The organism is Pseudarthrobacter sp. MEB009, from assembly GCF_030208875.1.
Taxonomy (GTDB): domain Bacteria; phylum Actinomycetota; class Actinomycetes; order Actinomycetales; family Micrococcaceae; genus Arthrobacter.
Window position 1 is genome coordinate 15,735 of sequence record NZ_JARVTC010000009.1, and the last position, 22,958, is coordinate 38,692.

A 22,958-nucleotide genomic window follows, 5' to 3' on the forward strand; every position below is an offset into this window, starting at 1 on the left:
AACGGGCCTTACTTTTCGATGAGCGTCAGCCCGCTACCGCCGCCTTCGCCGCCTGCGAGGCCTGCATCCACTCGCTCAGCCACGGGGCCCGGACGCTGGACGTAATCCTGCAGTCGGCCACGAAGGTGCCGTGGGCGCCGGCGTCGATCCAGTCCGTGAGCGCGGCAAGATCGGCCAACGACCGGATGATCGCCGACTCGGCACCGAGCGCACGGGCGACGCCGCTGAAGTCCACCTCAGGGATCAGCATCGGCTTCTGGGCCAGGCCCTGGGAGCCGTACTGGTGGATCTCGGCCCCGTAGGCGGCGTCGTTGTAGATCACCACGATGGCGCTGCGGGCGGCACCGATCAGCGATTCGAGGTCTGACAGGCCCATCAGGAACCCGCCGTCGCCGGAGGCCAGCACTAAAGTCCGGTCGTCCTCCACGGCCCGGGCCGCCCCGACAGCGCTCGCCAGTCCCAGCCCGATCGACTGGAAGGCCGTCCCTACCATCACCAGGTCCTGCGGCCGCGGGATGTTCCAGTACATGGGCGCCCAGCCGATGAAGTGCCCGCCGTCCTGGACCACAGAGCGGCGTTCCGGCAGCACGGCATCCAACACCGTGGCAAGGGCAGGCGGGTCCAGCTGGCCGTCCGGGGTCTCCGAAGAGCCCGGACAGGCGGTCGGCGAGCTCCCGGAGTTCCGGCCCGTCGGCGGCGAGGTGCGCACCTCGGCCTGCACGGATCGGCGGCCGCCTGATACCGGCGAGCAGGCGGGCTGCCGGCCCAAGGCCGCCGTCGACGTCGTCCGTCACTCTTGCTGCCCGCGGCGCCGGAAGCTCCTCGTCCGTTGCCCCACGGGCCGCCAAAACGAAGGGATAGTCGTTACGAGGTGCGTGGCAGTCTCCTCACTGAGAAGCCTACATAGACGCCCCAACTAGGTAGAAAGCGCGGGACGCTCGGCTTCTGCTTCTTCCCACCAGCGAAAGAGGCTGTGGTTAAGGTCCAGAAGCGAGTCGATAAAGTTTTCGGCCGCCTGTTCGTTGGCCTTAAGCTCTTGTCGGCGAACCTGTGTGGCAAAGGTTCTGACTTGTACTACCTGCTCAATGAGTTCGGGGGGAGCGCCAACGCGTTTTAGAATTATCTGCGGGGCGACGTGCGGCAGGTTTTTTCCAGAAACAGCATCGTGGCCGCCGACGCTGTAGCCCACCAGTCGGATGCCAAGGCGAAGATCGGTATACGTTGAACGTACGATTTCCCCACATACCGCGGAGGACGCGGCCCGAGTGTTTCGTTGAGCCCAGCGCAGGTTGCTGTCAATTTGTTTCTCGACAAAGGCCAGCCAACTGGGAGTGGCAGGAGTAGTGCTGCGCGGGTCCGGGTCTTCGCTTCGACGTTCCACCTGATCAGTCACATCGGCTTCATCTTCAGCCTCAGTTTGGGTACTATCTCTGAGTTCCTCAGATCGTCGGATCGCAGAACGTTTTGCACTCGCTCCGAGACCTGTCACTTCTGATATTTCGTTTATGAAGAGGCGGATTGGTTCGCGAAATAAGAAAACCATGATGAGCGCGACCACGGGCCAGATGATCGCACTGAGGAATTGTAAAACGGGACTAAACCAGTCGTCGGGCATTGTTCCCCTCATCTTGGCCGAGTGCTGCTATTTGAGTGTAGCGCCGGAGCGGTTCCTCGCCCAGCGCCGCTGCGACGCCGCCTTCGCCATGCTCAAAACGGAACCCTCTACCAAGAAAAGACTCCCCAAGCAGCTTGACCAAAAGCATAGGGACCCCCCAATTGATCCGGTTCGATAGTAAAAGTGCTTCAGCAGGTCTCAAAGCCAGTCTTATTGTGGGAAATGTTAGAGGGGCGGCCGGCGAATTCCTGCTACCTTGCCACTGCCGCCTTCGCCGCCTGTGAGGCCTGCATCCATTCGCTCAGCCACGGGGCGCGGACGCTGGAGGTGATGCGGCAGTCGGCCACGAAGGTCCCCTTGGCGCCGGCGTCGATCCACTCTGTGAGCGCGTCAAGGTCCGCCAGCGAGCGGATGATCGCCGACTCGGCGCCGAGCGCCCGGGCAACCCCGCTGAAGTCCACCTCGGGGATCAGCATCGGCTTTTCGGACAGGCCCTGGGACCCGTACTGGTGGATCTCAGCACCGTAGGCGGCGTCGTTGTAGATCACTACGATCGCGCTGCGGGACGCACCGATCAGCGATTCGAGGTCGGCCAGGCCCATCAGGAAACCGCCGTCGCCGGAGGCCAGCACCAGGGTGCGGCCGTCCTCCAGGGCACGGGCTGCCCCGACGGCACTCGCCAATCCCAGCCCGATCGACTGGAAAGCGGTCCCCACCATCACCAGGTCCTGCGGCCGCGGGATGTTCCAGTACATGGGTGCCCAGCCGATGAAGTGCCCGCCGTCCTGGACCACCGTGCGGCGCACCGGCAACACGGCATCCAGGGCGGTGGCCAAGGTGCGCGGGTCCAACCGGCCGTCCACCGTCTCGGTTGAGCCCAGGTCATGCCCCGGCCCCGCAGCCAGCTGCTTGGACGCTTCCTCGCGCCAAGCAACAGCCGCAGCCTCTCCTTCAACCAAAGAGAGAAGCCCCGACGCAGCAGACTTCACATCCGCCTGAACGAAAACATCAACCCGTGGATTCGTCGGCTCCACCGCCGTGTCGATCTGAATGACAGTCGCATCCGGGCCGATCAGGTGCCCGAACCGCAGGGTGAAGGGGCTCAGGCTTGCCCCGGCCACCAGGACCACGTCGGCCTCGCCCATGAGGCCGGCCGCGGTGTCGGTGCCGAAGCCGCCTGCCACGCCCAGGTACCCCTCGCCATTGAGGAGGTTGAGCGCCAGGGCGGTTCCGGCGGTCAGGGCGCCGAGGCGGTCGGCGAGTTCGCGGAGCTCGGGGCCGGCCCCGGCGAGGTGCGCGCCCCGGCCCGCGAGGATCAGCGGCCGCTTCGCCCCGGCGAGCAGGCGGGCTGCCTGCCCAAGGCCGCCGTCGCCGTCGTCCCTCGCCTGTTGTGCGGACGCCACCGGAAGGTCTTCGTCCGCAGCCTCGAGTGCGGCCAGGTCATAGGGAATGGCAAGCACGACTGCAGTGCTCCGGGTGACTGCGAACTCCACCGTCTGTCGGGTGATGGCGCCCGCGGCGTCGCGGGTGACGGTGAAGGTGGCTGCGCCGAGGCCGGCGGCGATGGCCGTTTGGTCCACGTCCCAGGGCCGGGCGCCGCTGGTGGGGGCGTCGCCGGTGACCAGCACGACGGGGATCTGCGCCTGGACAGCTTCGGCCAAGGCGGTGAGCGCATTGGTGTAGCCGGGGCCGTAGGTGGTGGTGCCCACGGCGAGCCGTCCCGACGCGCGGTAGTAGGCGTCGGCCGCGGCGATGGCGGCGCCCTCATGCCGGACGGGGGTGAAGCGGAGGCCCTGCTGCTCCGCGGCGTCAAGGAAGTAGACGTTGCCGTTGCCCATGACGCCGAAGACGTCGCTGGCATAGCTGCTGAGAACCTGTGCCACGCGGCCGGAAACGGTGAGTGAAGTCATGCTGCCAAGCGTGTGCGCTGTATCACGGATCGGCAAGAGAACGGATTGGACCTGGGCTTATTGGCGGCGAAAGCTCAGAAGAGTGACAAATCGCCCAGCGATGCTAAAAATACGGGGCAATGGCTCTGTTCTCTGCGGTGCTTCAAGAGACCCGGTCACACCCGTTGACGTCTAACTCGAACGCTATATCGCTAAGGGTCTTGGGGCTGCCATATAGAGATGGCTGCTGATCTCATGAGCAGCAGCCATCTCTGTGGATTCAGCGAAGCAGAGCATTTCGTGCAGTCTCACCCGACGTAAACGTCACAGTCTTATGCTTCGGTATCAGTTCTTTTTGAGGTTTACGGTTGTGTTGGTCCCCATTGCGCTCACTTTATAGCTGATGCTGCCGCCTTCGTACTTGAATTCTTTGGTCGCGTCGTTGGACGCGAGGAGGGCGGATTTAGTGGCATCGACATTCCGCTCCGACGTCCAGGTGTACGGTTCACTGGCGTTCGTTGGGCCGGCAAACGTTCCGACTCAGTAGATCGAGGTCGTATTGCCACCATCGGAAACCCACTCGATGGTCAGCTTGTCGGCGGTGATGCTTGCCTGCTGGTACGACTTTTCGCTGTTCGGGTTGCTCTGCTTCCAAGCGCCGGTCAGGTCGGGAACCTTCGGAGCCTCCTGCGTCGTATTGGAGTCGGCAGCACTGTTTGTGGTGCTCCCTGCTCCGCCGCATGCCGTCAAGGCGAGAACGGCTACAAGAGCAAGAGATGCAATGGACGTCTTCAAGGATTCCCCCAAATAGAAATAAGTAAATGATGCATCGAGAATCATATGCCGCCAGAGCGCTGGTGGGCGCTCCCAAGACCATGAGCCGAACGCCTGAAACGAGACGTTCTGTGAGGGCAAAATGCAAAACATTCATAGCGCCTCTGGTGGGTACCTCATGCATCGGCGGATCACCCGCGGTCAGTCGGCGGCGCGTGACTCCTGTTCCGAGAGCCGGCTGATGAGGCCGTCGTAGCGGGGCGGCATAAGTTCGAGGATGGAGATGGCGGTGCTGGTCCGCTCGATTCCGTCGATCTCCAGGATCTCGTTGGTGATGCGGTAGAGATCGGCCGTGCCGCGGGCCACCACCTTGGTCATGAGGTCCGCGTCCCCGGTGGTGGCGTGTACCTCGATGACCTCCGGGATTGCGGCGAGCCCGTCTTCCACCGACCCCGTCCGCGTCTGGCTGATCGAAAGGGAAAGGAAGGCCATCAGTTCGTATCCGAGCGCGGCGGGGTCCAGCCTGCGGCTGAAGGAGCGGAGGGCGCCGCTGCGTTCGAGCCGTGCCAGCCGGGCGTGGACCGTGTTCCGCGCGACGCCGAGTGTCCGGGAGAGTGCCAGGGCGCTGGCTTCCGGATCCTTATCGAGGGCCAGGATGATCCTGCCGTCGAGGGAATCGAGGGTGCGAGAGGTAGCGGTGGTCATATTTTCACCAGACACTGTAGAAGTTGAGCAGAAGTCCCAAGGGGTTGAGCGTATCTTGCCATGTGGGCCGAGTCACAACCATGATCGGTCCTCATGACCCGTGATCAACTCCTGACCGCATCGGACAGCGCGCTGCCCACCCTTCGTGGCGCTGTGGCCGGACTTCCGTCCTACGTTCCGGGCCGACGCAGCGCCGGCACGGACATTGCAGCCCTCGCCAGTAACGAAAGCCACTACGAGCCACTGCCCGCGGCCACGGCCGCGGTGGCCGCGGCGGCCGGAACGATGAACCGCTACCCGGACAGTGCCGCCGTCGAACTCCGTGAACGGATTGCCCGGCACCTGGGCGTCACGGCCGGAGAGGTGGCGGTGGGGCCCGGCAGTGTGGGCGTGCTCCAGCAGATCATCACCGGACTGTGCGACGCCGGCGATGAGGTGATCTTCGCGTGGCGCTCGTTCGAGGCCTATCCCATCCTGGTGGAGCTGGCAGGCGCCCGGCCGGTTCGTATCCCGCTGGACGATGCTGAGGGCCACGACCTTGAGGCCATGGCCGCCGCCGTCACCGGCCGCACCAAGATGATCCTGCTCTGCACGCCCAACAACCCCACCGGCGTGCCGATCAGCCACCACAGCCTCGAGGCCTTCCTGCAGTCCGTCCGCCCCGACATCCTGGTGGTGATCGACGAGGCCTATGTGGAGTACGCCGACGCCGGCACCGGCCCCGATTCCCTGGCGCTCTACCGCCGGTACCCGAACGTCTGCATCCTGCGCACCTTCTCCAAGGCCTACGGACTCGCCGGCCTGCGCGTCGGGTATGCCATTACGACGGCGGCAATCGCCGAGGGTTTGCGCCGCACCGCCCTGCCGTTCGCCGTGAGCGCGCTGGCGCAGAAGGCCGCCGTCGCCTCGCTGGACGCGGGGGAGGAAATGACAGCGCGGGTTTCTGCCGTCAAGCAAGAGCGTGCCCGGATGGCCGCGGAGCTCCAGGAGCAGGGCTGGACGCTGCAGCCGAGCCAGGGCAACTTCCTGTGGATCCGTGCCGACGCCGTGCTTTTGGCGACGCTGGTGGACGCCTTCAATGACGCGGGCATCATGGTCCGTGCGTACCAGGGCGACGGCGTGCGGATCACCGTGGCCGACCCCGCCTCTAACAACCGCGTGCTCCGGCTCCTCGCAGCCCACGCGGCCTGACACCTTTCTGGCTTCTCTCCAATCCGTTCCACTACAACCAGAGGAATTTCCATGGAACAACAGACAATGACGTCTGCGCGCCCCCTCGGCGCAGCCCTGAAACCCCGCCAGCTCACCATGATGGGCCTGGGCAGCGCCATTGGTGCCGGCCTGTTTATTGGCTCCGGCGCCGGCATCCAGGCCGCCGGCCCGGCGGTGCTGATCTCCTACCTCGTGGCCGGCACCCTCATCATCCTGGTGATGTGGGCGCTCGGCGAGATGGCCGCCGCCAACCCGGACAGCGGCGCCTTCTCCGTCTACACTGCCAAGGCCTACGGGTCGGTGGCCGGAGCCACGGTCGGCTGGCTCTGGTGGATCCAGCTGGTGGTGGTCATCGCGGCCGAGGCGCTGGGCGCGGCCGGCCTGCTGGCCACGATCTTCCCCGCCCTGCCGGTGTGGCTGATGGCGTTCGTGTTCATCGTGGTGCTCACCGCCGTGAACCTGACCAGCGTGAAGAACTTCGGTGAATTCGAGTTTTGGTTCGCCCTGCTCAAGGTGGCGGCGATCGTCGGGTTCCTGCTGGTGGGCTTTGCGCTGCTATTTGGCTTGATTCCCGGAGTGCAGTCGCCGGGCCTGTCCAACTTCATGGGGGAGGGCTTCGCGGTCAACGGCTTTAGTGGCATTGCGACGGCGCTGTTCGTGGTGGCGTTCGCGTTCGGCGGCACCGAGATCGTATCCGTGGCGGCAGCTGAAACTGCCGAGCCGGCCCGCAGTGTAAAGAAGGCTGTCCGGACGGTGCTGTGGCGCATCCTGGTGTTCTACATCGGTGCCATCTTCGTGATCGCGGCTGTGGTTCCGGTGGGATCTGAGGGGCTGAAGAGCCCGTTCGCCGCTGTGCTGGACGCCGCCGGCATGCCGGGTGCGGCGACCGCCATCACCCTGGTGGCCGTCGCGGCTCTGCTCTCCGCCCTCAATGCGAACCTTTATGGTGCCTCGCGGATGGCGTTCTCCCTGGCCGAGCGCGGTGAGGCGCCGAGCTGGCTTGCTTCAGTTTCGAAGGCGCGGGTGCCGGTGGCAGCAGTCCTGGCCAGCGTCGCCTTCGGCGTTGTCACAGTTGTGCTGGAGCTGATGTTCCCCGAGATGGTCCTTGGCGTTCTGCTGAACATCGTGGGATCGACCTGCCTGCTCGTGTGGACGTCCGCGCTCCTTGCCCAGCTAGCGCTGCGTCTCCGTGCCGACCGCCAGGGCACGGAACTGCCCCTCCGGATGCCCGGCTTCCCGTGGCTCAGTGGCCTTGGACTCCTCATCCTCGCGGCGATCTTCACGGTGGGCTTCATCGGCGAGGATTCGCGGCCGCAGCTGTTGAGCACCTTCGGGCTCGTGGCGCTGCTGGCAGTGGGCTGCTGGATGAACAGGCGTAACCGTAAGGCTGTGCCTGTTTTTGAAGCCTCGGACAGTACCAAGCAGCCGGTGCTCGCCGACTGAAGGCGCTTCGGGCTTCCACTATTTCAGCGGCTGGCATCGTAGATGACGACGCCAGCCGCTGAATGCCGGATGCGGGCGCTTCGGCATCCGCCGTCGATCAGGGATTGCCTTCGGCGAGGATCGGGTGAATTCCACCCGTACGTCCCGTGAACCGCCCCGTCAAACGTCCGTCAAGAACTTCCTGACGGAATGAGGCAACCCCAGTCATAGTGTTTGGCGAGCATGAAAGCTCATTCTCCATTTCGTTGAGCGCGATATCAGGAATCGATTTTCCGGCGTCCCCACAGTTTGCGGGTGGTCGTTGTTGGTCGGAGATCCACAGTGTGCAAACACCCAGAGGACTGCTTTTATGTTCGCAAATACCTATTCCAGCCAGCTAGTCTAGGACTAACAAATTTCGGGGGAAAGCAATGAATCTCAGCCCTGCCTTCGGTGCTATTGGTGTTCTCTACGTGATGTTCACGGTCTCGGTACTCGGACCTAGGGTGTAAGCCTTGGTCGTCACTATTGGGTTCCTTCGGCAGCGGATCGCTGCCTTAAATAAGGCCGCACTTCAACGGCGAACCCCCGCGGTCATGGCACCGCCATACTCATGACCCCGAGCAAACGCGCCGCCCCCGATGCTGAATGGGTGCTCATGTACAGGCGAGGTATTACTACGCCGAAGATCGCCGCGGGCGCCGCCGTCTCTGAGTCGACTGTAAGGTATCACCTGGCCATTGCCGCCAAGCTCGATCCAAGTATTAGGAGTGAGCACCGTGCGGCTCTCCCTGTAGCCCAACAGCGGCTGACATTGGCCGGCCAGAGGAACCTTGAAAACATCGTCGCCCTCTACCTGGCCGAAGGCCGTTTGCCCACAAAACGCTCAGCCCACGAAAAGGCGCTGTCCGCCTGGCTGCGCCGTCGCCGTCAAGAAGCAGCGCAAGGGACCTTGTCCCCGATCTACGCCGTAGCGCTCGATGTGATTCCGGGATGGGGCAGGTCTTCCACAAAACAGGTCGATGACGAGAAGCGCTGGAAACAGCGCTTGGTTGAGGTCTCTGCCTACAGGGCTGCTGGCAACGATTGGCCACGGCACAACAAAACGAAAGACCAATCAGAACGGGTTTTGGGTGTCTGGCTGCATGGCCAACGCATAAACGACCGAACGGGCAAGCTGGATGCAGGCAAGAAGTCGCAGCTGGATAAGCTAATTCCAGGATGGCGGAAGGGCAGACGGGGACGAAACGCGAGCAGCTAATCGGAACCTTAGGACCTGGGTTTGCTCTCCCCAAACGTAATCCCGCAGGGGATCAGCTTATGCGATATGTTCGGTAGTTCCTGAGAGCTGTACCCCTCCATAACGAGTGTCCCCAACCGCCGTGCCCGGCAACCTGGAGGGCTGGCAAGGTCCCGAACACACGAGCGGCGTAGCCTGCGCAGCGGAATCGCTCAGACATCGCCGATGCCAAGAATCGCTTGACAACAGCCACAACGTATTAAGCTTCGCCAACTGCAGAACTGCGCTCATCGATGGAAAAGCCGCCCTAGAGATTCAAGAGCGGCTTTTCTGCTGTGGTGATTTAGGCCACGGCGGCGTTCTCCCACTGAGCGATAAGTGCCTCGTGAAGATGCCGGGCGATTGCTTGGGCTAGCGCCGTCGGGACGGCGTTGCCGATCTGTCGCGCGATCTCGATCTTAGAGCCTTCGAAGATGAAGTTATCAGGGAAGCCTTGCAGCCGGGCGGCCTCGCGATGCGTGATGGGGCGGTGCGCGTCGGGGTGGAGGTAACGGCCTTTCTCTGGCTTGAAGAACTCAGTGCGGATGGTTGGGGATGGGCGCTCCCACCAAAGGCGTCCCATAACGTCTGTTGTGCCGGTCGGTTTCTCGGCCCAGCACCGGGGAAGGAGGTCCGGGCGGTTGCGCGCGAGATCAAACCTGTTGCCCCCCTCGGGAATTGCCTTGTAGCGTTCTAGGCTCGTCGGGCGCGGGTTGCGCTTCAGGTGGAGTTCCTGACGGTCACCAGCGAGGCTCTCGACGACCTCCGGCTCTACAGCAGACGGATAGTGCGGTAGGTCGCCGATAGCGTCGCGCACGGTGACGTAGGGCGTGCCGCTGTCAGCGTTGGGTCCGTGAGTGATGGGTGGGGGCCAGGCTACGTCTTCGGCGCCGCGGACGGCCAAGAAGATGCCACGGATGCGGCGCTGAGGCGCTCCATACTCGGCGGCGTTGAGGGGGCCGTAAGCGAAGGCATATTCCTTGAGGACAGGGTCGGTTCCCATAGCCTCTAGGAGTGCGTGGAACTGAGCCGACTTCTGAAACTCGGGTACGTTTTCGATCACGAAAGCTGCGGGCCGGACTTGCCGGACCGCGCGGAGGTACTGTTGCCAGAGTTCGTTGAGCTCGGCGCGGGATTCGTCATCGCGGTTACGCCCGAGCGGTGAGAATCCCTGGCAGGGCGGGCCGCCGATTATCACGTCGGCGTCGGGGAACGTTTCCACGTCGGTGACGGACCCGGTCTCCACGGAGCACCCGAAGTGCCGTTCGTAAGTGCCTGCGGCCGCCTTGTCGATCTCCACAGCGAAGATTGGCATGAAGCCCAGCGCTGCCTGCTCGAAGCCAAGAGAGAGTCCTCCGGCGCCTGCGAATAAGTCAATTGTGCGTATGTCCATGATGCCCTTCCCGGTCGTAATCCTATCCTTCCAGAGGGGTGTGACATTCGAGCTGGCGGTGTGTCCGGTTGGGGTGTTGCTCACTCTTAATGCAAGGCTCATAGCATGCCCGCTCCATTCGCCGCTCAACTATGCGGTTTTCGCCTCGATAAGCAGCAGAACATTACCCGCTTTCCCAACACCTCTGACGCGGGCGACCCCGGATCTGTGGAGCTTGGTCGGGCACTTTTCGAGGAGCTTGGTGTTCCGGAGGACAGGCCTGGTGGCAACGATCCCGGTGCGAGGCTTGAGGAGGCAATTCAAGGACATCTACGGCCGATGCGGTCTGACCTCGTCATCCGGCGGTCGCGTTCGGCGCTGGAGTTTGAACAGTATGCGCACCTGAGAGTCTTTCCGGAGTTCAAAGATGGGCATGTCAACGCTGGGACGACTATCGAGCAGTTGCGGAAAATCGCCGAGAAGTTACCGCCGTCGGGGCCGGCGACAAGGCTCATGACGAGCCTGAACTCAGCAGCCACGAAATTCGCGGAGCAGGACCGAATCAGTGAGCGCCTGAAGCTCTACATGCCGGAGGAGTCGTTGCTGAGGCTAGACCTGACGTGTGCCACGGAGGAACCGGGCAAGGAATCCGTACTTCGTCTTGGTTTGTCGTCTAAGTGGACGCTCCGCACCGACCGGGCTCAAGATTGTGTTTCTCAGGGCTCTAAGCTGGCATCCCAGCGCCGGGGTCCGATGCCCCACTATGCCGTCATTACGATGGAACCACGTCCGGCGATGCTCAAAATTCTGGCGGACGGCTCAGGATCTGTCGACTACGTATATCACTTGGACCGTCCGGCCCTAATCCGGGCCATGGATAAGGTCCGGTCGAGAAAGCGCGGCAAGAATTGGAGTCCCGGCATCACCTTCGACCGCCTACTGAATCAGGGCCGTATCCGTGACTATGACGACTTAGTGAAAGCAGTGCAATCACTGCCGCTGGCTCTTCGCCCAGCGGTGCAGGAGGGCGCTGTTGCTGCCGCCGAAGAAGAAGCAACCAGGCGTGGCGAAGCGGACGAGGGACTTGAGGAAAGCGCTCTTTTTAGACTCTAAGACAATCGCAAGAAGGTGCATTGAAGTGGACCGTCCATTAGGCTGCGCTGTCTTCAGGTCTCCATAGAGACGGAGTTGTTGCGGATCCAAGGGAAGAGGTCCGACTACTTCGTTCCGTAACCTTGCCGCTTAACCATCCGAAACACATAATTCGCCCCGCCTCGCGGACGCAATGCTGGGTACTTTGGATACTTCATAAGACAATTCTCAGATGGAAGACATGGGGAATTGGCTCGCTGACGAGCGACTCGAGAGTTGGGTTACGAGCCAGGGGGAGAGCGCGCTTGGTGCCTATACGGCTGACCCCCTGCTCATCGAGGAGCACGCTAACCAGGAAGAATCGTTCAGAACTGGTGGATATGCTAGCCGACAAGTTTTGGAACTAGTTCAAAACGCGGCAGACGCTATTCTCAAATCGGGCGGAAGAGGCAAAGTTGCCCTTGTGCTGACGGACAGTGCCTTTTACTGCGCCAATGAGGGCCTTGCTTTCGATGAAGTTGGCCTGAACGCCATCACCCACGCCTTTGTGAGTGGCAAAAGGGGCGAAGAAATCGGCAGATTTGGATTGGGTTTTAAATCTGTCCTTGGGGTGAGTGACAGTCCGCATATATACAGTCGAAGCATCTCGGTGAAGTTCGATAGACAGCTTTCAAAGTCTCTCCTGGCCGCGGTTGAGCCTGAAGGAACAGTGACACCGTTGCTGAGAATACCTTGGCTGGAGAACGCTGAAAGGGCAGCGGCATGCGATCCAGAGCTCAGGGGGCTCATGGAATGGGCGACAACTGTTGTCAAGCTTCCGCTTAACGGATCAAACTTGAAGATTCGTAGAGATCTGGAAAATCTTAGAACTGAGTTCCTACTCTTTGTCCCTAGCGTTTCCGAACTCTCAATTGACATCAGGGATGCTGCGGAAGTTTCTTTTCACCAAGTTCATACTTGTCGGGAAATTGAAACTGGCCTATTTGAGATTTCCAAGCCAGATGGCGGGACGACACAATGGCATGTTAGCCGGCGTCGCCATAAACCGTCAGCTCTCGCTCGCATGGAAATCGGCGATGTGATTGTACGAGACGAGATCACAGTCTCCTACGCCGCCCCAGCCATAGGTGGGTCTGGAGGACGCGGCGAGTTTTGGGCCTACTTCCCTCTGAAGGACGCAACCACGGCTAAAGGCATCTTCAACGCACCGTGGAGGATCAACGATGACAGGACCAGCCTGCTTTCTGGCGTTTTCAACGACGAGATTCTGGATGTCTGCGCGGCATTACTCCTGACGACTGTGCCGCAACTGTCGACGGCAGATGATCCAGCTCGACATTTTGACTACATGCCGGCGCGCGGACGCGAAGCGCAAAGTGACGCCGACAGGCACCTGTCGACAATTGTCCCGGAGCTTGCGCGTCAAGTCGCGTTCGTACCGGACACTCAGGGAACAATGGTAAGAGCGTCTATGCTCCGCTCTGTCAGTCTTGACCATGACCTCGACGGCAAAACCATCGGACTATGGCAGTCTTCGTTGGCAGCCCCAAATGATTTTCCGCACTGGAGCTGCTACTCAACAGCGACTCGACGCGCTCGACTATCTGCGTTGATCAGGGGAGACCGCGAGATTAAATCACCCAAGGAAGTGGTGATTTCGCGATGGCTCGAGATGCTCACGAGGAGCAAGTCTTCTTCCGATTGCGCCATAGCGCTCAGGATAATTAGCCATCTGACGGATGCTGTCACTCGAAAAGCGGCTGTTGCTGCCAAAATTATACCGGATTCTGCAAACGAGATGCACCGCGCTGACGCCGTCAAGAGTATATTTCTTGGGGGTACATCGTTGACTAGCATGGCCGGAATTGCTGTTGTCAATCCTTCATTTCTAGTGGTCGCAGGAGTGGAGCTGGCCCTCCGCGAGCTCGGCTTCACTGATGTTCGTCCTGCCGACGAACTAATGCATGTAACAAATCGAATATCGAGCAAGTGGACAAGTTCCCATTGGCAACAGTATTGGAATCTTGTCCTCGATGTTCCCCATAATGACGCGACCAAGACGCTCGCTGATCATCACTTGGCGCATGCGAATCTTAAAGTTCTGACCGCTAGTGGTTGCTGGTCCTCCGCATCTGCCGTTATAGCACCAGGGTGGATTGACCCAGTGGATCCAAGCCTAGTGTTGGACAGGGACTTCTTCGAAGATCACAGTTCTGTACTTTCCAACCTTGGTGTCACTGATCGGCCGACCGCTATTTCCACCTACAGGCACGACTTTTTCTTCAAGAAGTACGAGCGCTCCATTCGCGAGCGTTTGATTAAAGATCGTCTGCTGAGGCGGAACTATGATGGGGCGCTTTTTGCTAACGCCGACGGACTAGCTCCATTGTTTGTACTTCAGAAGTTCCGCGATACCGGGGATCTGGAGGCGGCCACAGCCTGGACCACCCATCTTTTGCGCCAAAAGACAGAGCTGCGATGGTACGTCGCGCTGGGTTTGAACAGCGGCGTCCAACCGATTCCAGTAGCAGCGCCCCACATGGCGGCAGTCGAAGAGCTGGGTGTTCATGAAACCGTATGGGGAAAACGTCCGACCGATCAATGCGTATCTGCGCAACTGATCGACTTTGCCCTCTTTCTTCCCGTGATACCGGCTACTGCGTCACGTGAACTCGAGATCCCACATGAGATCAATGAAGTAGGCATCGCCATTTGGCGCGAGTTTCTGGTCTCGCAACCTCAGGAGGCCGATCCCTGGAAGCTGGGGGAATTACTCGCTGCCGCACTCAGCAGCGACACACAAGGAGAACTTGATCTTGACGTTGTCCCGGCAGTTTTGGGCCAACAGTGCACCTTGACTCGAGGTAGCGGGCTCTATGTTGCGACCGATCAGCAGCAGGTTGAAGCGCTACAAAAACGCAGTCTCCCTTTTGTTGCATGCCGTTCGTCGATAAGTTCGGAGGCGCTCGTTCATGCCCTGCAATGCAGTTTGGCGTCCGACGTCATGCGATCGCGTCTAGAGGCGACGGATGTAAGCGAGCCGACCCCGGTCTACGACAAATTCCGAAGCCTTCGGCCCTTCCCGCAAGTGGACGGAATATCACTGATCGCCTGCCGAGAACTCGTCTATGAGACTTCTAGTCCTATAGGGCTGGAAGCTGATTCCGTCTCAATAGGTCGAGACAACGAAGTCATTTTCCACGTTGAGAATCTTGAGGACTCTGAGATTCTTAGATTTCTGTCGGCATCCTGTGGATTGGGCCTAAATACCACGGATATCGATCGAGTTTTAGAACAGGAGCGCCTTACAAGCGTCAGTGAGAAAATTGAACAGTCACGTATGTGTACAACGGATGCTGAACGACTTCGGGTCTTAGTTGCTAAGCAGGCCCTTACGCGCGTGTTGCCGACGGAGTTGGTGAACATGCTGGCCACCCTTGGCCAGCCTGATCACGAACAAGATCTTGCGACGTTAGCAATACACGTCCATGGATTTGCGGTTTTGGAACGGCTAAAAACTGATCTGGTTGAATCGGGCTTGCCTGTTCCAGAAAGGTGGGCGAGTAGTCCAGCTGCCTTGGCTTTTGTACACTCCCTTGGCTTTGCACCCGAATACGCTGGCGAGAAGATGCCTCCCAGGGAGCCCTTCTTCGACGTACTCGGCAAACCGGGTTTAGGAGACCTACACGAATACCAGCAGAACCTTGCCAACCAGGTTCGCACTCTAGTTTCGACTAACGGGCGCGCACTCCTATTCCTTCCCACCGGTGCGGGAAAGACTCGAGTTGCTACCGAGGCTGTAGTCCGCTCTTTCGTTGAAGACGGGCTTCTAGGGCACGTCGTATGGATCGCCCAAAGCGATGAACTCTGTGAGCAAGCTGTGGAGTCTTGGACCGAAGTCTGGAGGCAGTTCGGTGACCACAGGCCGCTACGCATCGGCCGTCTGTGGGGCGGACGCAATGAGGTACCGCAATACGATACGGATTTAGCGGTGATTGTATGTACGGAGGCCAAGCTTGTCCGCGCACTCGCCAAAGAGAGTTACGACTGGCTTAGGAACGCCTCGCTTATCGTTGTCGACGAAGCACACCTGTCTCTGGGTAAGGAGTACACAGAGATCCTCGATCGGTTCGGAATAGGAGCCAGAAGGAACGAAAGGCCCTTGCTCGGACTCACTGCAACCCCGTTCAAGGGTCAAAGCGACACTGAAACGCGCCGGCTTGTCATGCGCTACGGCGGGAATAAGTTGGACGCGTTGGGGAACGACCCGTATCGAAAACTTCAGGATCTTGGAGTGCTCTCACTTGTTGAGCACCGTGTCCTCGATGGCGTACGCGTCAAACTCAGCGATAGCGATCTCGACCAGTTGCAACAGAAACGATTGATTCCAACTAGCGTCCTTGACGATCTGGGCCGCGATCAACAGCGCACAAAGACGCTGCTGGAGGATATTCTCTCTCTCCCGGACGATTGGCCCACACTCGTGTTCACAGCATCGGTGACCTCGGCACATGTCCTTGCCGCTTTGCTGAACAGCCGGGGTATATCGGCAGCCTCTGTTAGCGGCGAGACAGGCACGCACGAGCGCCGTCGAAAAATCTCGGACTTCAAGGCCGGGGCTGTTCGCGTCCTAGTGAACTGCAACCTGCTGACTCAAGGGTTCGATGCCCCCGGGGTACGTGCTTTATATATAGCTAAGCCTACCTTCAGCCCGAACTCCTATATTCAAATGGTGGGACGTGCGCTAAGGGGACCGCAAAACGGCGGAAGTCGGACTTGTCTTATTGTAAACATCCAGGACACTTTTGATCGGTTCGGAGAAGATTTGGCGTTCAGACGTTTTGATCATCTATGGGATAACCATGGAAGTGCCAAATGAAAATAGTTCCTGATTCGGCCCACTTCGGCCTCGTCAAAAGCCCCGCTGAGGTCAAAGTGGCTAACATATTTTCTGCCATTACATTTGACAAGCCCGCCATGTGTCTATATTCAGTAAACGTTCCGAAGCATGAATATAAAAGGATGTCGGAAGTTGATTTTCTGGTTGTTTTCGACGATGCAGTCATTGCGGTCGAGGTAAAGGGCGGCAGGGTTTCTCGACGCGAGGGTCTTTGGCAATTTACTAACAGATATGATGAAACCACTGAAAAGCGTGAAGGTCCGTTCGAGCAGGCTCGTACCGGTCTGTACTACTTCCAGTCGATTTTTTCTCAAGATCCACTGATTGATGTTGCTTATGGATACCTGGTCATAACGCCTGATTGCGAGTTGCCTGAAGACCCGGAGTGGGTTGAACAACAACACGCAGGACCGCTCCAAATGAACGTCGCCCGCATGAAAAAAGTACTTGAGAACGCGCGCGATTTCGCCATTTCTTCAATGCACCGGAAGCCCCGCGGACAGTCCTACGCAAGATTGACGAAGTTGCTTCGACCGGATTTTGATCGTGTATTATCCTTGCAGGCGCGAAGTGCCATTCTTGAGGATTCCTATGTTAAGTTAGCCGAAAGTCAATACAACTTCCTTGTCGCAGCGGAGCGAAACAAACGAATTATATGCGAGGGCGGTGCAGGCACTGGTAAGACGCTCTTGGCAGCAGAGTCAGCAAGAAGACTCTGCGAAGGCGGAGCTTCTGTCCTGCTTACTTGTCGGTCCCCGAGGGTGGCCGAGCTACTTAATGACATCTTATCTGAAATCAGAGTGACAGTTCGGCCCTTCGACCAGATACCTGAAGGGCAGTTATTCGATGCCGTTGTGGTAGATGAAGGTCAAGACCTTCTCAATGTTGAGGACTTATTTCGAATAGAAGGTATCTTGCGCGGCGGACTCGATAAGGGGTGCTGGCGAATATTCGCAGATCCAAATAACCAAGCTCACGTCGATGGCAGTTTTTCATTGACCTTGTATGAAGAACTGAAAGATATGGCTACAATAATTGAATTGAATAATAACTGTCGCAACACGGCAAATATTATTTTGCAAACGCAGCTTCTGACTGGTGCCGATCTCGGAAGTCCTCTTGCGGGTAAAGGTCCTCAAGTAGTAGTTCGCCAGTATGAAAATCGAGAAACTGGTGCCGCTGCCCTGGAACGCTATCTTTCTGAGCTCTCGCATGAAGGCGTTCGATGGGATGAAATTGCGGTCGTTTCGCTCGCTGACGATACCGAAGATTCTCTAGTTAGTCTTACTTCGCAGTTTCGCCGTCAGCAGTTAAGGCCAGTACGTCCGGGAACAAACCTAGTGAGTGGATCTATTTGGACTGCCGCGGCCATAAAGGGGCTCGAAGCGCCGCATGTTTGCGTAACTGACTTTGATCCCGACAACTCTCAGATACTGATGCAGCGACTTTACGTAGCTATGACAAGGCCTCGCGTGTCTCTAGCAATTTTCATGTCCGATAGCGGCATGAGTCTTCTTCAGAGCATCATCTCGCTAAGGAGTTCTAATGCAGGATAATTCGGTCTCAGCTGAAGTAAGGACTGACTTTGTCGCGTACCTTACACGTGAATATCTCGGTCCCGCGGGCGGTCAGCATGAAGCTTTGCAGTCTCGGCCTGAGAAAACTTACCTTGTCGGAACTCTGTATCCCAAGGCACTCGATGGATCCGCTTCGCCGGAATCCCATGACTATGAGACCGCAGAAGCTTCCGTAGCTTCCCTTAGTGCAGTCCCCAAAGACAATGAAGTGGATGACATTGTTGAGGCAGCAAACGAGTGGTACCCATCCTCGCTTGCTCTATCATTCATTGTTTCCACTCCCCATGTACAGTGTTTCATTTCGTTTGGCACCTATGCCGAGCGCCGTGAGCCGAACCAGCAGACCTGGGTGCGGGAGGAGTCACCTTCGACGAGAATCTTAGTCACTCCCGATGCACCGTCCCATTCGCTGGCTGGTCTGGGAACAATTTCTTCCGTTTGGCGTAGCTTCCAGGGAAATTGGCTCGTTACGGTCGCAGTCGAGAACTCGGCACGGCACAGCTATTCGGAAGGTCCGCCAGACACCGAGGACTGCCTTTTCCAAGTTCATGTAACCTGCTCCGCAGCCGGCGACGGGCAGATTCTCCCGTATCACTCCAGCGATGTTCTGAGTTCGGATCCAGAGGACGAAGAACTGCGGTTACGTTATCGAAAAAACAAGACGTATGGAGTCGGCCATGGCTGTTCAGTTGACTGGGATGAACCGCGAACGGATGCCGTTACATCAGTCTGGACTCAACACATACCTAGCGTTGAGGTTCCGATCGTCCTGCCCGCCGATTCGGCCGAGAAGGTTCTCTCCCTGCGGTTCCTGTCGGATCCAGATCGCTCAGCGGCAAGTGTGTGTGAGGCCTTGTCCGGTTTCATCAGCGGATACGAGCAGTGGTATGAGGTGCAAAAAAGGCTTTCACAGCAGCTATCACCAACCCACGATGCCGCTGCCTCGCGCATTCTGTGTCGGATCAGTGTGGCGATCGAACGTATGAAAGAGAGCGTGGCACGGCTGCAATCTCATCCGGATGAATTTTTGGCATTTCAGCTTGCCAACGAAGCAATGCGCGAACAGATGCTTAAGCCACGAGATCTCGTTCCTGCAACCTCCGGCCTAGCTCTTCCCGACGGGTCAGGACTGGATGAACCCAAGTGGCGTCCCTTCCAGCTCGGATTTCAATTGACCGCACTAGCTTCAACGGCTGACCCAAATCATGTTGATCGCTCCGTCACAGACCTCATTTGGTTCCCTACGGGAGGCGGCAAGACGGAGGCCTACCTTGGGCTTGCCTCCTTCGAGATTTTTCGGCGTCTAATCATCGGGGGCTATCGGGGAGGCGGTACTGCAGTCATAACTCGATACACGATGCGTCTGCTCACAGGCCAGCAGTTTGAGCGCGCTGCAACTCTAGTCTGCGCTATGGAGCTGATCCGGCGCCGTCATCCCCAGCTGCAAGCAACACCCAGCATCAGCATTGGACTGTGGGTAGGCGACTCAACCACTCCGAACACTTTCGAGAAGGCATTTGAACGCTACCAACAGCTTCTACGACAGAGTATTCCAACAAATCCCTTTCAGTTGCGGCAATGTCCGTGGTGCTCGACGGCTCTGCTGCCTGAACGTAGATCTGATTCACCCGATGACTACGGTTTCAGGGCCACTAAATGGAGTTTTGGCGTATTTTGCCCGAATGTTGATTGTGAATTTCACGATTCTTTGCCTGTTCTGGTCGTAGATGAAGACATGTTCAACAGGCCGCCATCTTTCCTCCTAGCAACCGTCGATAAGTTTGCAACAATGGCACGAGTTGAGGATTCTGGAGAGTTATTTGGTCTCCAACGTGGGGTACATGACCCTCCCAGTCTGATCATTCAGGACGAACTCCATCTACTGTCCGGTCCGTTAGGCACGACCGTTGCCCTGTATGAGGCCGCAGTATTAGGACTCGCTTCCTGGCATGGAAAGCGCCCGAAGATAATCGCGTCGACCGCAACGATACGTGGGGCTGACGACCAAATTCGGTCCCTTTACAGGGGCGGCGTAAACATGTTTCCGCCGTCTGGTTTGGATGCTGACGAGAGCTACTTTGCTCAACCCGATTACAGTCGACCGGGGCGCCTCTATATCGGCCTAATGCCTCAAGCCCATACTCAGTCTTCAGCCACGGTGCTGTCGCTGGTTGCCTTGCTGCAAGGGCCGGTTGAACTTGGTTTGCAAGGCCCTAGCAAGGACGCCTACTGGACTGTCGTGGCTTACCACAACAGTCTTCGAGAACTTGGCCGAACTCTTACTATCGCGAGGGATGATGTGCCGACTCTCCTGGCTGTCCGTTCATCAAAAGATCACGCATCGAGGTCACCTAAGTCGGACGCGACCATTCAGCTGACAGGCGATGTTAGCCCGTCTGATCTTGTCAACTATCTTGACCGCTTGGGAGCGACGTGTTCGGAGCCGGGGGTTGTAGACCTGGTAGCTACAACTAACATGTTCTCCGTTGGTATTGATGTTCCGCGGCTAGGAATCATGCTGATGAACGGGCAGCCAAAAACCACGTCGGAGTACGTTCAAGCTACGAGCCGGGTAGGCCGTGGCATGGTCCCCGGCGTGGTGCTTTCGCTGCTTCGCGCAGCGCGGCCAAGGGACCGCTCGCATTACGAATCGTTTAAGGCGTTCCACGAGTCTCTATACAGACATATCGAACCAACTAGCGTCACGCCATGGTCCGGTGCATCCCGGAGGCGAGCTCTGCGCGCCGCGCTTGTAATCCTCGTTCGCCACGGCGCCGGACTCAGATCGAATGCGGATGCCAAAGCGTTTGATCGCGGCTCTGCATTGGTTGGAAAAGCAGTTGACGTTCTGCGCGAAGCTGTTGCTCTGGCGGATCCTTCAGAGCAAGGATCAACAGATCGAGAGCTCGACACGCTGGTCAACGAGTGGGATAGCCGCGCTGGCAGGGCGCGATCTCTCCAGCAAAAGCTTTCATATGTAGATCGACGAGGGCAAAGCCTTCTAAAGAACTTTGGTGAAGCGAAGGATGCGTGGCCAGCATTAAACTCTATGAGGTCCGTCGACCGTAATGTACGGGTAATTGTAATGGGAGAACAACATTGAGAGATATTCGCCTCGGTCAAACGATTGCTCCTTTTGGGGTTGGCGCAATCTACGACTATCAGGGAGAATCGTTGATGCTAACCGATGTAGGAGAATGGGATAAGACAGCTACGAGCCGAATTGTGTCTGCCCGTCTTGAGTCTGCACTTGGAGGCGCCGAGCTTCGAACACCACCCAGTGTTTCATCTTTCGCTTCAGAGAAAAGCGCGGGAATTCCCTTTGTTCGATTTCCGAGTTGGTTGTTCTGCCAGGACTGCAGGCGCATGCACCGCCAAAAGCGTTCGGAAGAAACCGGGGCCTCGCCGGCATGTGCAGTGTGTGGCGGCGCTATGGTGCCGATGCGATTTGTTGCCGTTTGTACTAAACATAGTCACGTTATGGATGTTCCTTGGGACAGGTGGGCCCATTCCGAGCCTACGAACGAGGACCAGCGCAAGTGCGCTCTCGGAGGGCATGACCTTGTATTTGAGCCAGTTCCCAACACAAGTGAAGCACTGTCCGGTTTGAGAGTCGCTTGCCTAAGCTGCCGGGCCCAGAGGACTCTAGGGGGCATCACTTCTGCGGATAGCCTTCGTCGCGTCGGAATCAAATGCTTAGGCGGGCAACCTTGGCAGTTTAACCAACCACTTTGTGATGAGCGGTTGGAGGTTTTGCAACGCGGAGCAACTAACGTAACAGCCCTGGAGGTGTCCTCCGCATTGGATATACCTGAAGTTGAACCATGCAGGGACGAACTAGACGAGGGGATCGAGTCGCACCATCTTTTTGCATACGTGTCTAGTTCTCCCGATTCGCCGCTGGCCGCTGCACTGATTGCCACAATTTGTGAGGAGCTGCATGTTACGAAAGAGCAGGTCATTCACAGACTGAACGCCCAAGGCCAACCGACCAGTCCCGAAAAGTCGCAGACGATGAGTTTGCTTGACGCGGAATGGGACGCGTTCAAGAACGTGATGCAGTCGTCCGGAGAGGACCTCGGACACCCGAATTTCGTGGTTACTCGAGAGAACGTGGCGCAGTACTGGAGGGAGCATGATGTTGGGACCCTGGATCTAGTCAGGAGTGTCCTGCTGGTCAGCCGGTTGCGGGAAGTGAGAGCACTTCAGGGATTCCGACGCTATCGGGATGATTCTGACTTTGTCCGAGCCAACTTGCGAGGTGGGGCGGGTCGTGACTGGATGCCAGCGATCGAAGCATTCGGTGAAGGAGTCTTTATCGGCTTCAATGAGGACTCCCTTAAACAGTGGGAGTCGAATCCAGTTATTATTGCCCGTGCGCTTCGGCTTGAGACGCGACGACAAAAAAGCCCTATCGGTTCCCGCCTCCCCGTAGCGACACCACGTTCACTGTTGCTGCACACGACAAGCCATTTACTCATGAGACAGCTTTCCTTCGGCAGCGGATATTCGGCGGCATCTCTACGCGAGAGAGTCTATTCAAGTGATTCGCAGGCCGGAATTCTGATCTACACGGCCTCAGATGACACCGAGGGGACGCTTGGAGGTTTGGTACGAGAAGGTGAGAAGAACAGGCTCAGAGGCACACTCATAAGGGCCCTGGAGGCAGCTTCATGGTGCTCAAACGATCCCGTTTGCGTGGAAAGTCCAGGACAAGGTATGAACAGTATGAACCTTGCGTCATGCCATGCGTGTGCTCTTTCATCGGAAACCTCCTGCTCACGCATGAATTTGGGTCTTGACCGAGTTTTAGTAGTTGGGACGCCGGATGGTTCGGTGCCTGGGTTTTTTGAGGACGTATTGCATCGACTCCGGGCTAGTATCGCTGCCAGCCGTGCATGACCGCAGCTGCACCTGTTACGCATCCACGTCTTCGGTGCTGGCAAAGAATCCGCGCCACGGCCCCAGAACCAAGACACGGGCTTAGGTGATTGACCGAGCTACCGGAGAATTTGAGTCTGCCTCTGGCGTAAGTTTGTTGGTCACCACGTGCTGCGCCATCTCTCGCAACTGATTGTGCGCTGAAGCGGATTCAAATGGTGCCTGAAACACGGTTTTGTT

General features: G+C 58.3%; 14 protein-coding genes. 8 read left to right on the forward strand and 6 right to left on the reverse strand.

Annotated elements, in window-relative coordinates:
* Positions 1–25 precede the first annotated feature (25 nt).
* From QRN07_RS08595 to QRN07_RS08615, 5 genes are all read right to left on the reverse strand, one after another.
* Positions 26–721, reverse strand: coding sequence for a thiamine pyrophosphate-dependent enzyme (locus QRN07_RS08595; protein ID WP_285240843.1), 696 nt, complete (start codon positions 719–721; stop codon positions 26–28).
* Between the two features lie 195 nt (positions 722–916).
* Positions 917–1,615: a hypothetical protein gene (locus QRN07_RS08600; protein WP_285240844.1), complete on the reverse strand. Its 699-nt coding sequence runs from the start codon at positions 1,613–1,615 to the stop codon at positions 917–919.
* Positions 1,616–1,866: 251 nt separating this feature from the next.
* Positions 1,867–3,525: a thiamine pyrophosphate-binding protein gene (locus QRN07_RS08605; protein ID WP_285240845.1), complete on the reverse strand. Its 1,659-nt coding sequence runs from the start codon at positions 3,523–3,525 to the stop codon at positions 1,867–1,869.
* Between the two features lie 519 nt (positions 3,526–4,044).
* Positions 4,045–4,344 carry a hypothetical protein gene (locus tag QRN07_RS08610; protein WP_285240846.1) on the reverse strand — a complete coding sequence of 100 codons (300 nt, stop codon included), beginning with the start codon at positions 4,342–4,344 and terminating at the stop codon, positions 4,045–4,047.
* Positions 4,345–4,479: 135 nt separating this feature from the next.
* A complete protein-coding gene (locus QRN07_RS08615; RefSeq protein ID WP_285240847.1) occupies positions 4,480–4,983 on the reverse strand; it encodes an Lrp/AsnC family transcriptional regulator in 504 nt (167 codons plus the stop codon).
* A gap of 93 nt (positions 4,984–5,076) precedes the next feature.
* Between QRN07_RS08615 and hisC the strand changes: the two genes are divergently transcribed.
* From hisC to QRN07_RS08630, 3 genes are all read left to right on the forward strand, one after another.
* Complete coding sequence (gene hisC, locus QRN07_RS08620) at positions 5,077–6,174, forward strand: histidinol-phosphate transaminase (protein ID WP_285240848.1); 1,098 nt, start codon at positions 5,077–5,079, stop codon at positions 6,172–6,174.
* Positions 6,175–6,225: 51 nt separating this feature from the next.
* On the forward strand, positions 6,226–7,638 hold the full coding sequence (locus QRN07_RS08625) for an amino acid permease (RefSeq protein ID WP_285240849.1): 1,413 nt from the start codon (positions 6,226–6,228) through the stop codon (positions 7,636–7,638).
* A 592-nt stretch (positions 7,639–8,230) separates the two neighbouring features.
* Positions 8,231–8,878: a helicase associated domain-containing protein gene (locus QRN07_RS08630; RefSeq protein ID WP_285240850.1), complete on the forward strand. Its 648-nt coding sequence runs from the start codon at positions 8,231–8,233 to the stop codon at positions 8,876–8,878.
* Positions 8,879–9,200: 322 nt separating this feature from the next.
* Here QRN07_RS08630 and QRN07_RS08635 read toward each other — a convergent pair whose 3' ends face one another.
* The gene (locus QRN07_RS08635; protein WP_285240851.1) at positions 9,201–10,391 is read right to left on the reverse strand and encodes a DNA cytosine methyltransferase; all 1,191 of its coding nucleotides are present in this window, start codon (positions 10,389–10,391) and stop codon (positions 9,201–9,203) included.
* A gap of 3 nt (positions 10,392–10,394) precedes the next feature.
* Here QRN07_RS08635 and QRN07_RS08640 point away from each other — a divergent pair, with 3 nt between their 5' ends.
* The 5 genes from QRN07_RS08640 (at position 10,395) to drmB (ending at position 22,739) form a co-directional block, all read left to right on the forward strand.
* The gene (locus tag QRN07_RS08640; protein ID WP_285240852.1) at positions 10,395–11,381 is read left to right on the forward strand and encodes an NgoMIV family type II restriction endonuclease; all 987 of its coding nucleotides are present in this window, start codon (positions 10,395–10,397) and stop codon (positions 11,379–11,381) included.
* 211 nt (positions 11,382–11,592) lie between these two features.
* Positions 11,593–16,239, forward strand: a complete 4,647-nt coding sequence (locus tag QRN07_RS08645) for a DEAD/DEAH box helicase (protein WP_285240853.1) — start codon at positions 11,593–11,595, stop codon at positions 16,237–16,239.
* Positions 16,236–17,816 carry a DEAD/DEAH box helicase gene (locus tag QRN07_RS08650; protein WP_285240854.1) on the forward strand — a complete coding sequence of 527 codons (1,581 nt, stop codon included), beginning with the start codon at positions 16,236–16,238 and terminating at the stop codon, positions 17,814–17,816. The genes QRN07_RS08645 and QRN07_RS08650 overlap by 4 nt, the downstream gene beginning before the upstream one ends.
* Positions 17,806–20,940 (forward strand): helicase, encoded by a 3,135-nt coding sequence (locus QRN07_RS08655; protein WP_285240855.1) that lies wholly within the window; start codon positions 17,806–17,808, stop codon positions 20,938–20,940. Before QRN07_RS08650 ends, QRN07_RS08655 begins: the two co-directional genes overlap by 11 nt.
* Complete coding sequence (gene drmB / locus QRN07_RS19760; protein WP_350224281.1) at positions 20,937–22,739, forward strand: DrmB family protein; 1,803 nt, start codon at positions 20,937–20,939, stop codon at positions 22,737–22,739. Before QRN07_RS08655 ends, drmB begins: the two co-directional genes overlap by 4 nt.
* Positions 22,740–22,958: the final 219 nt, after the last annotated feature.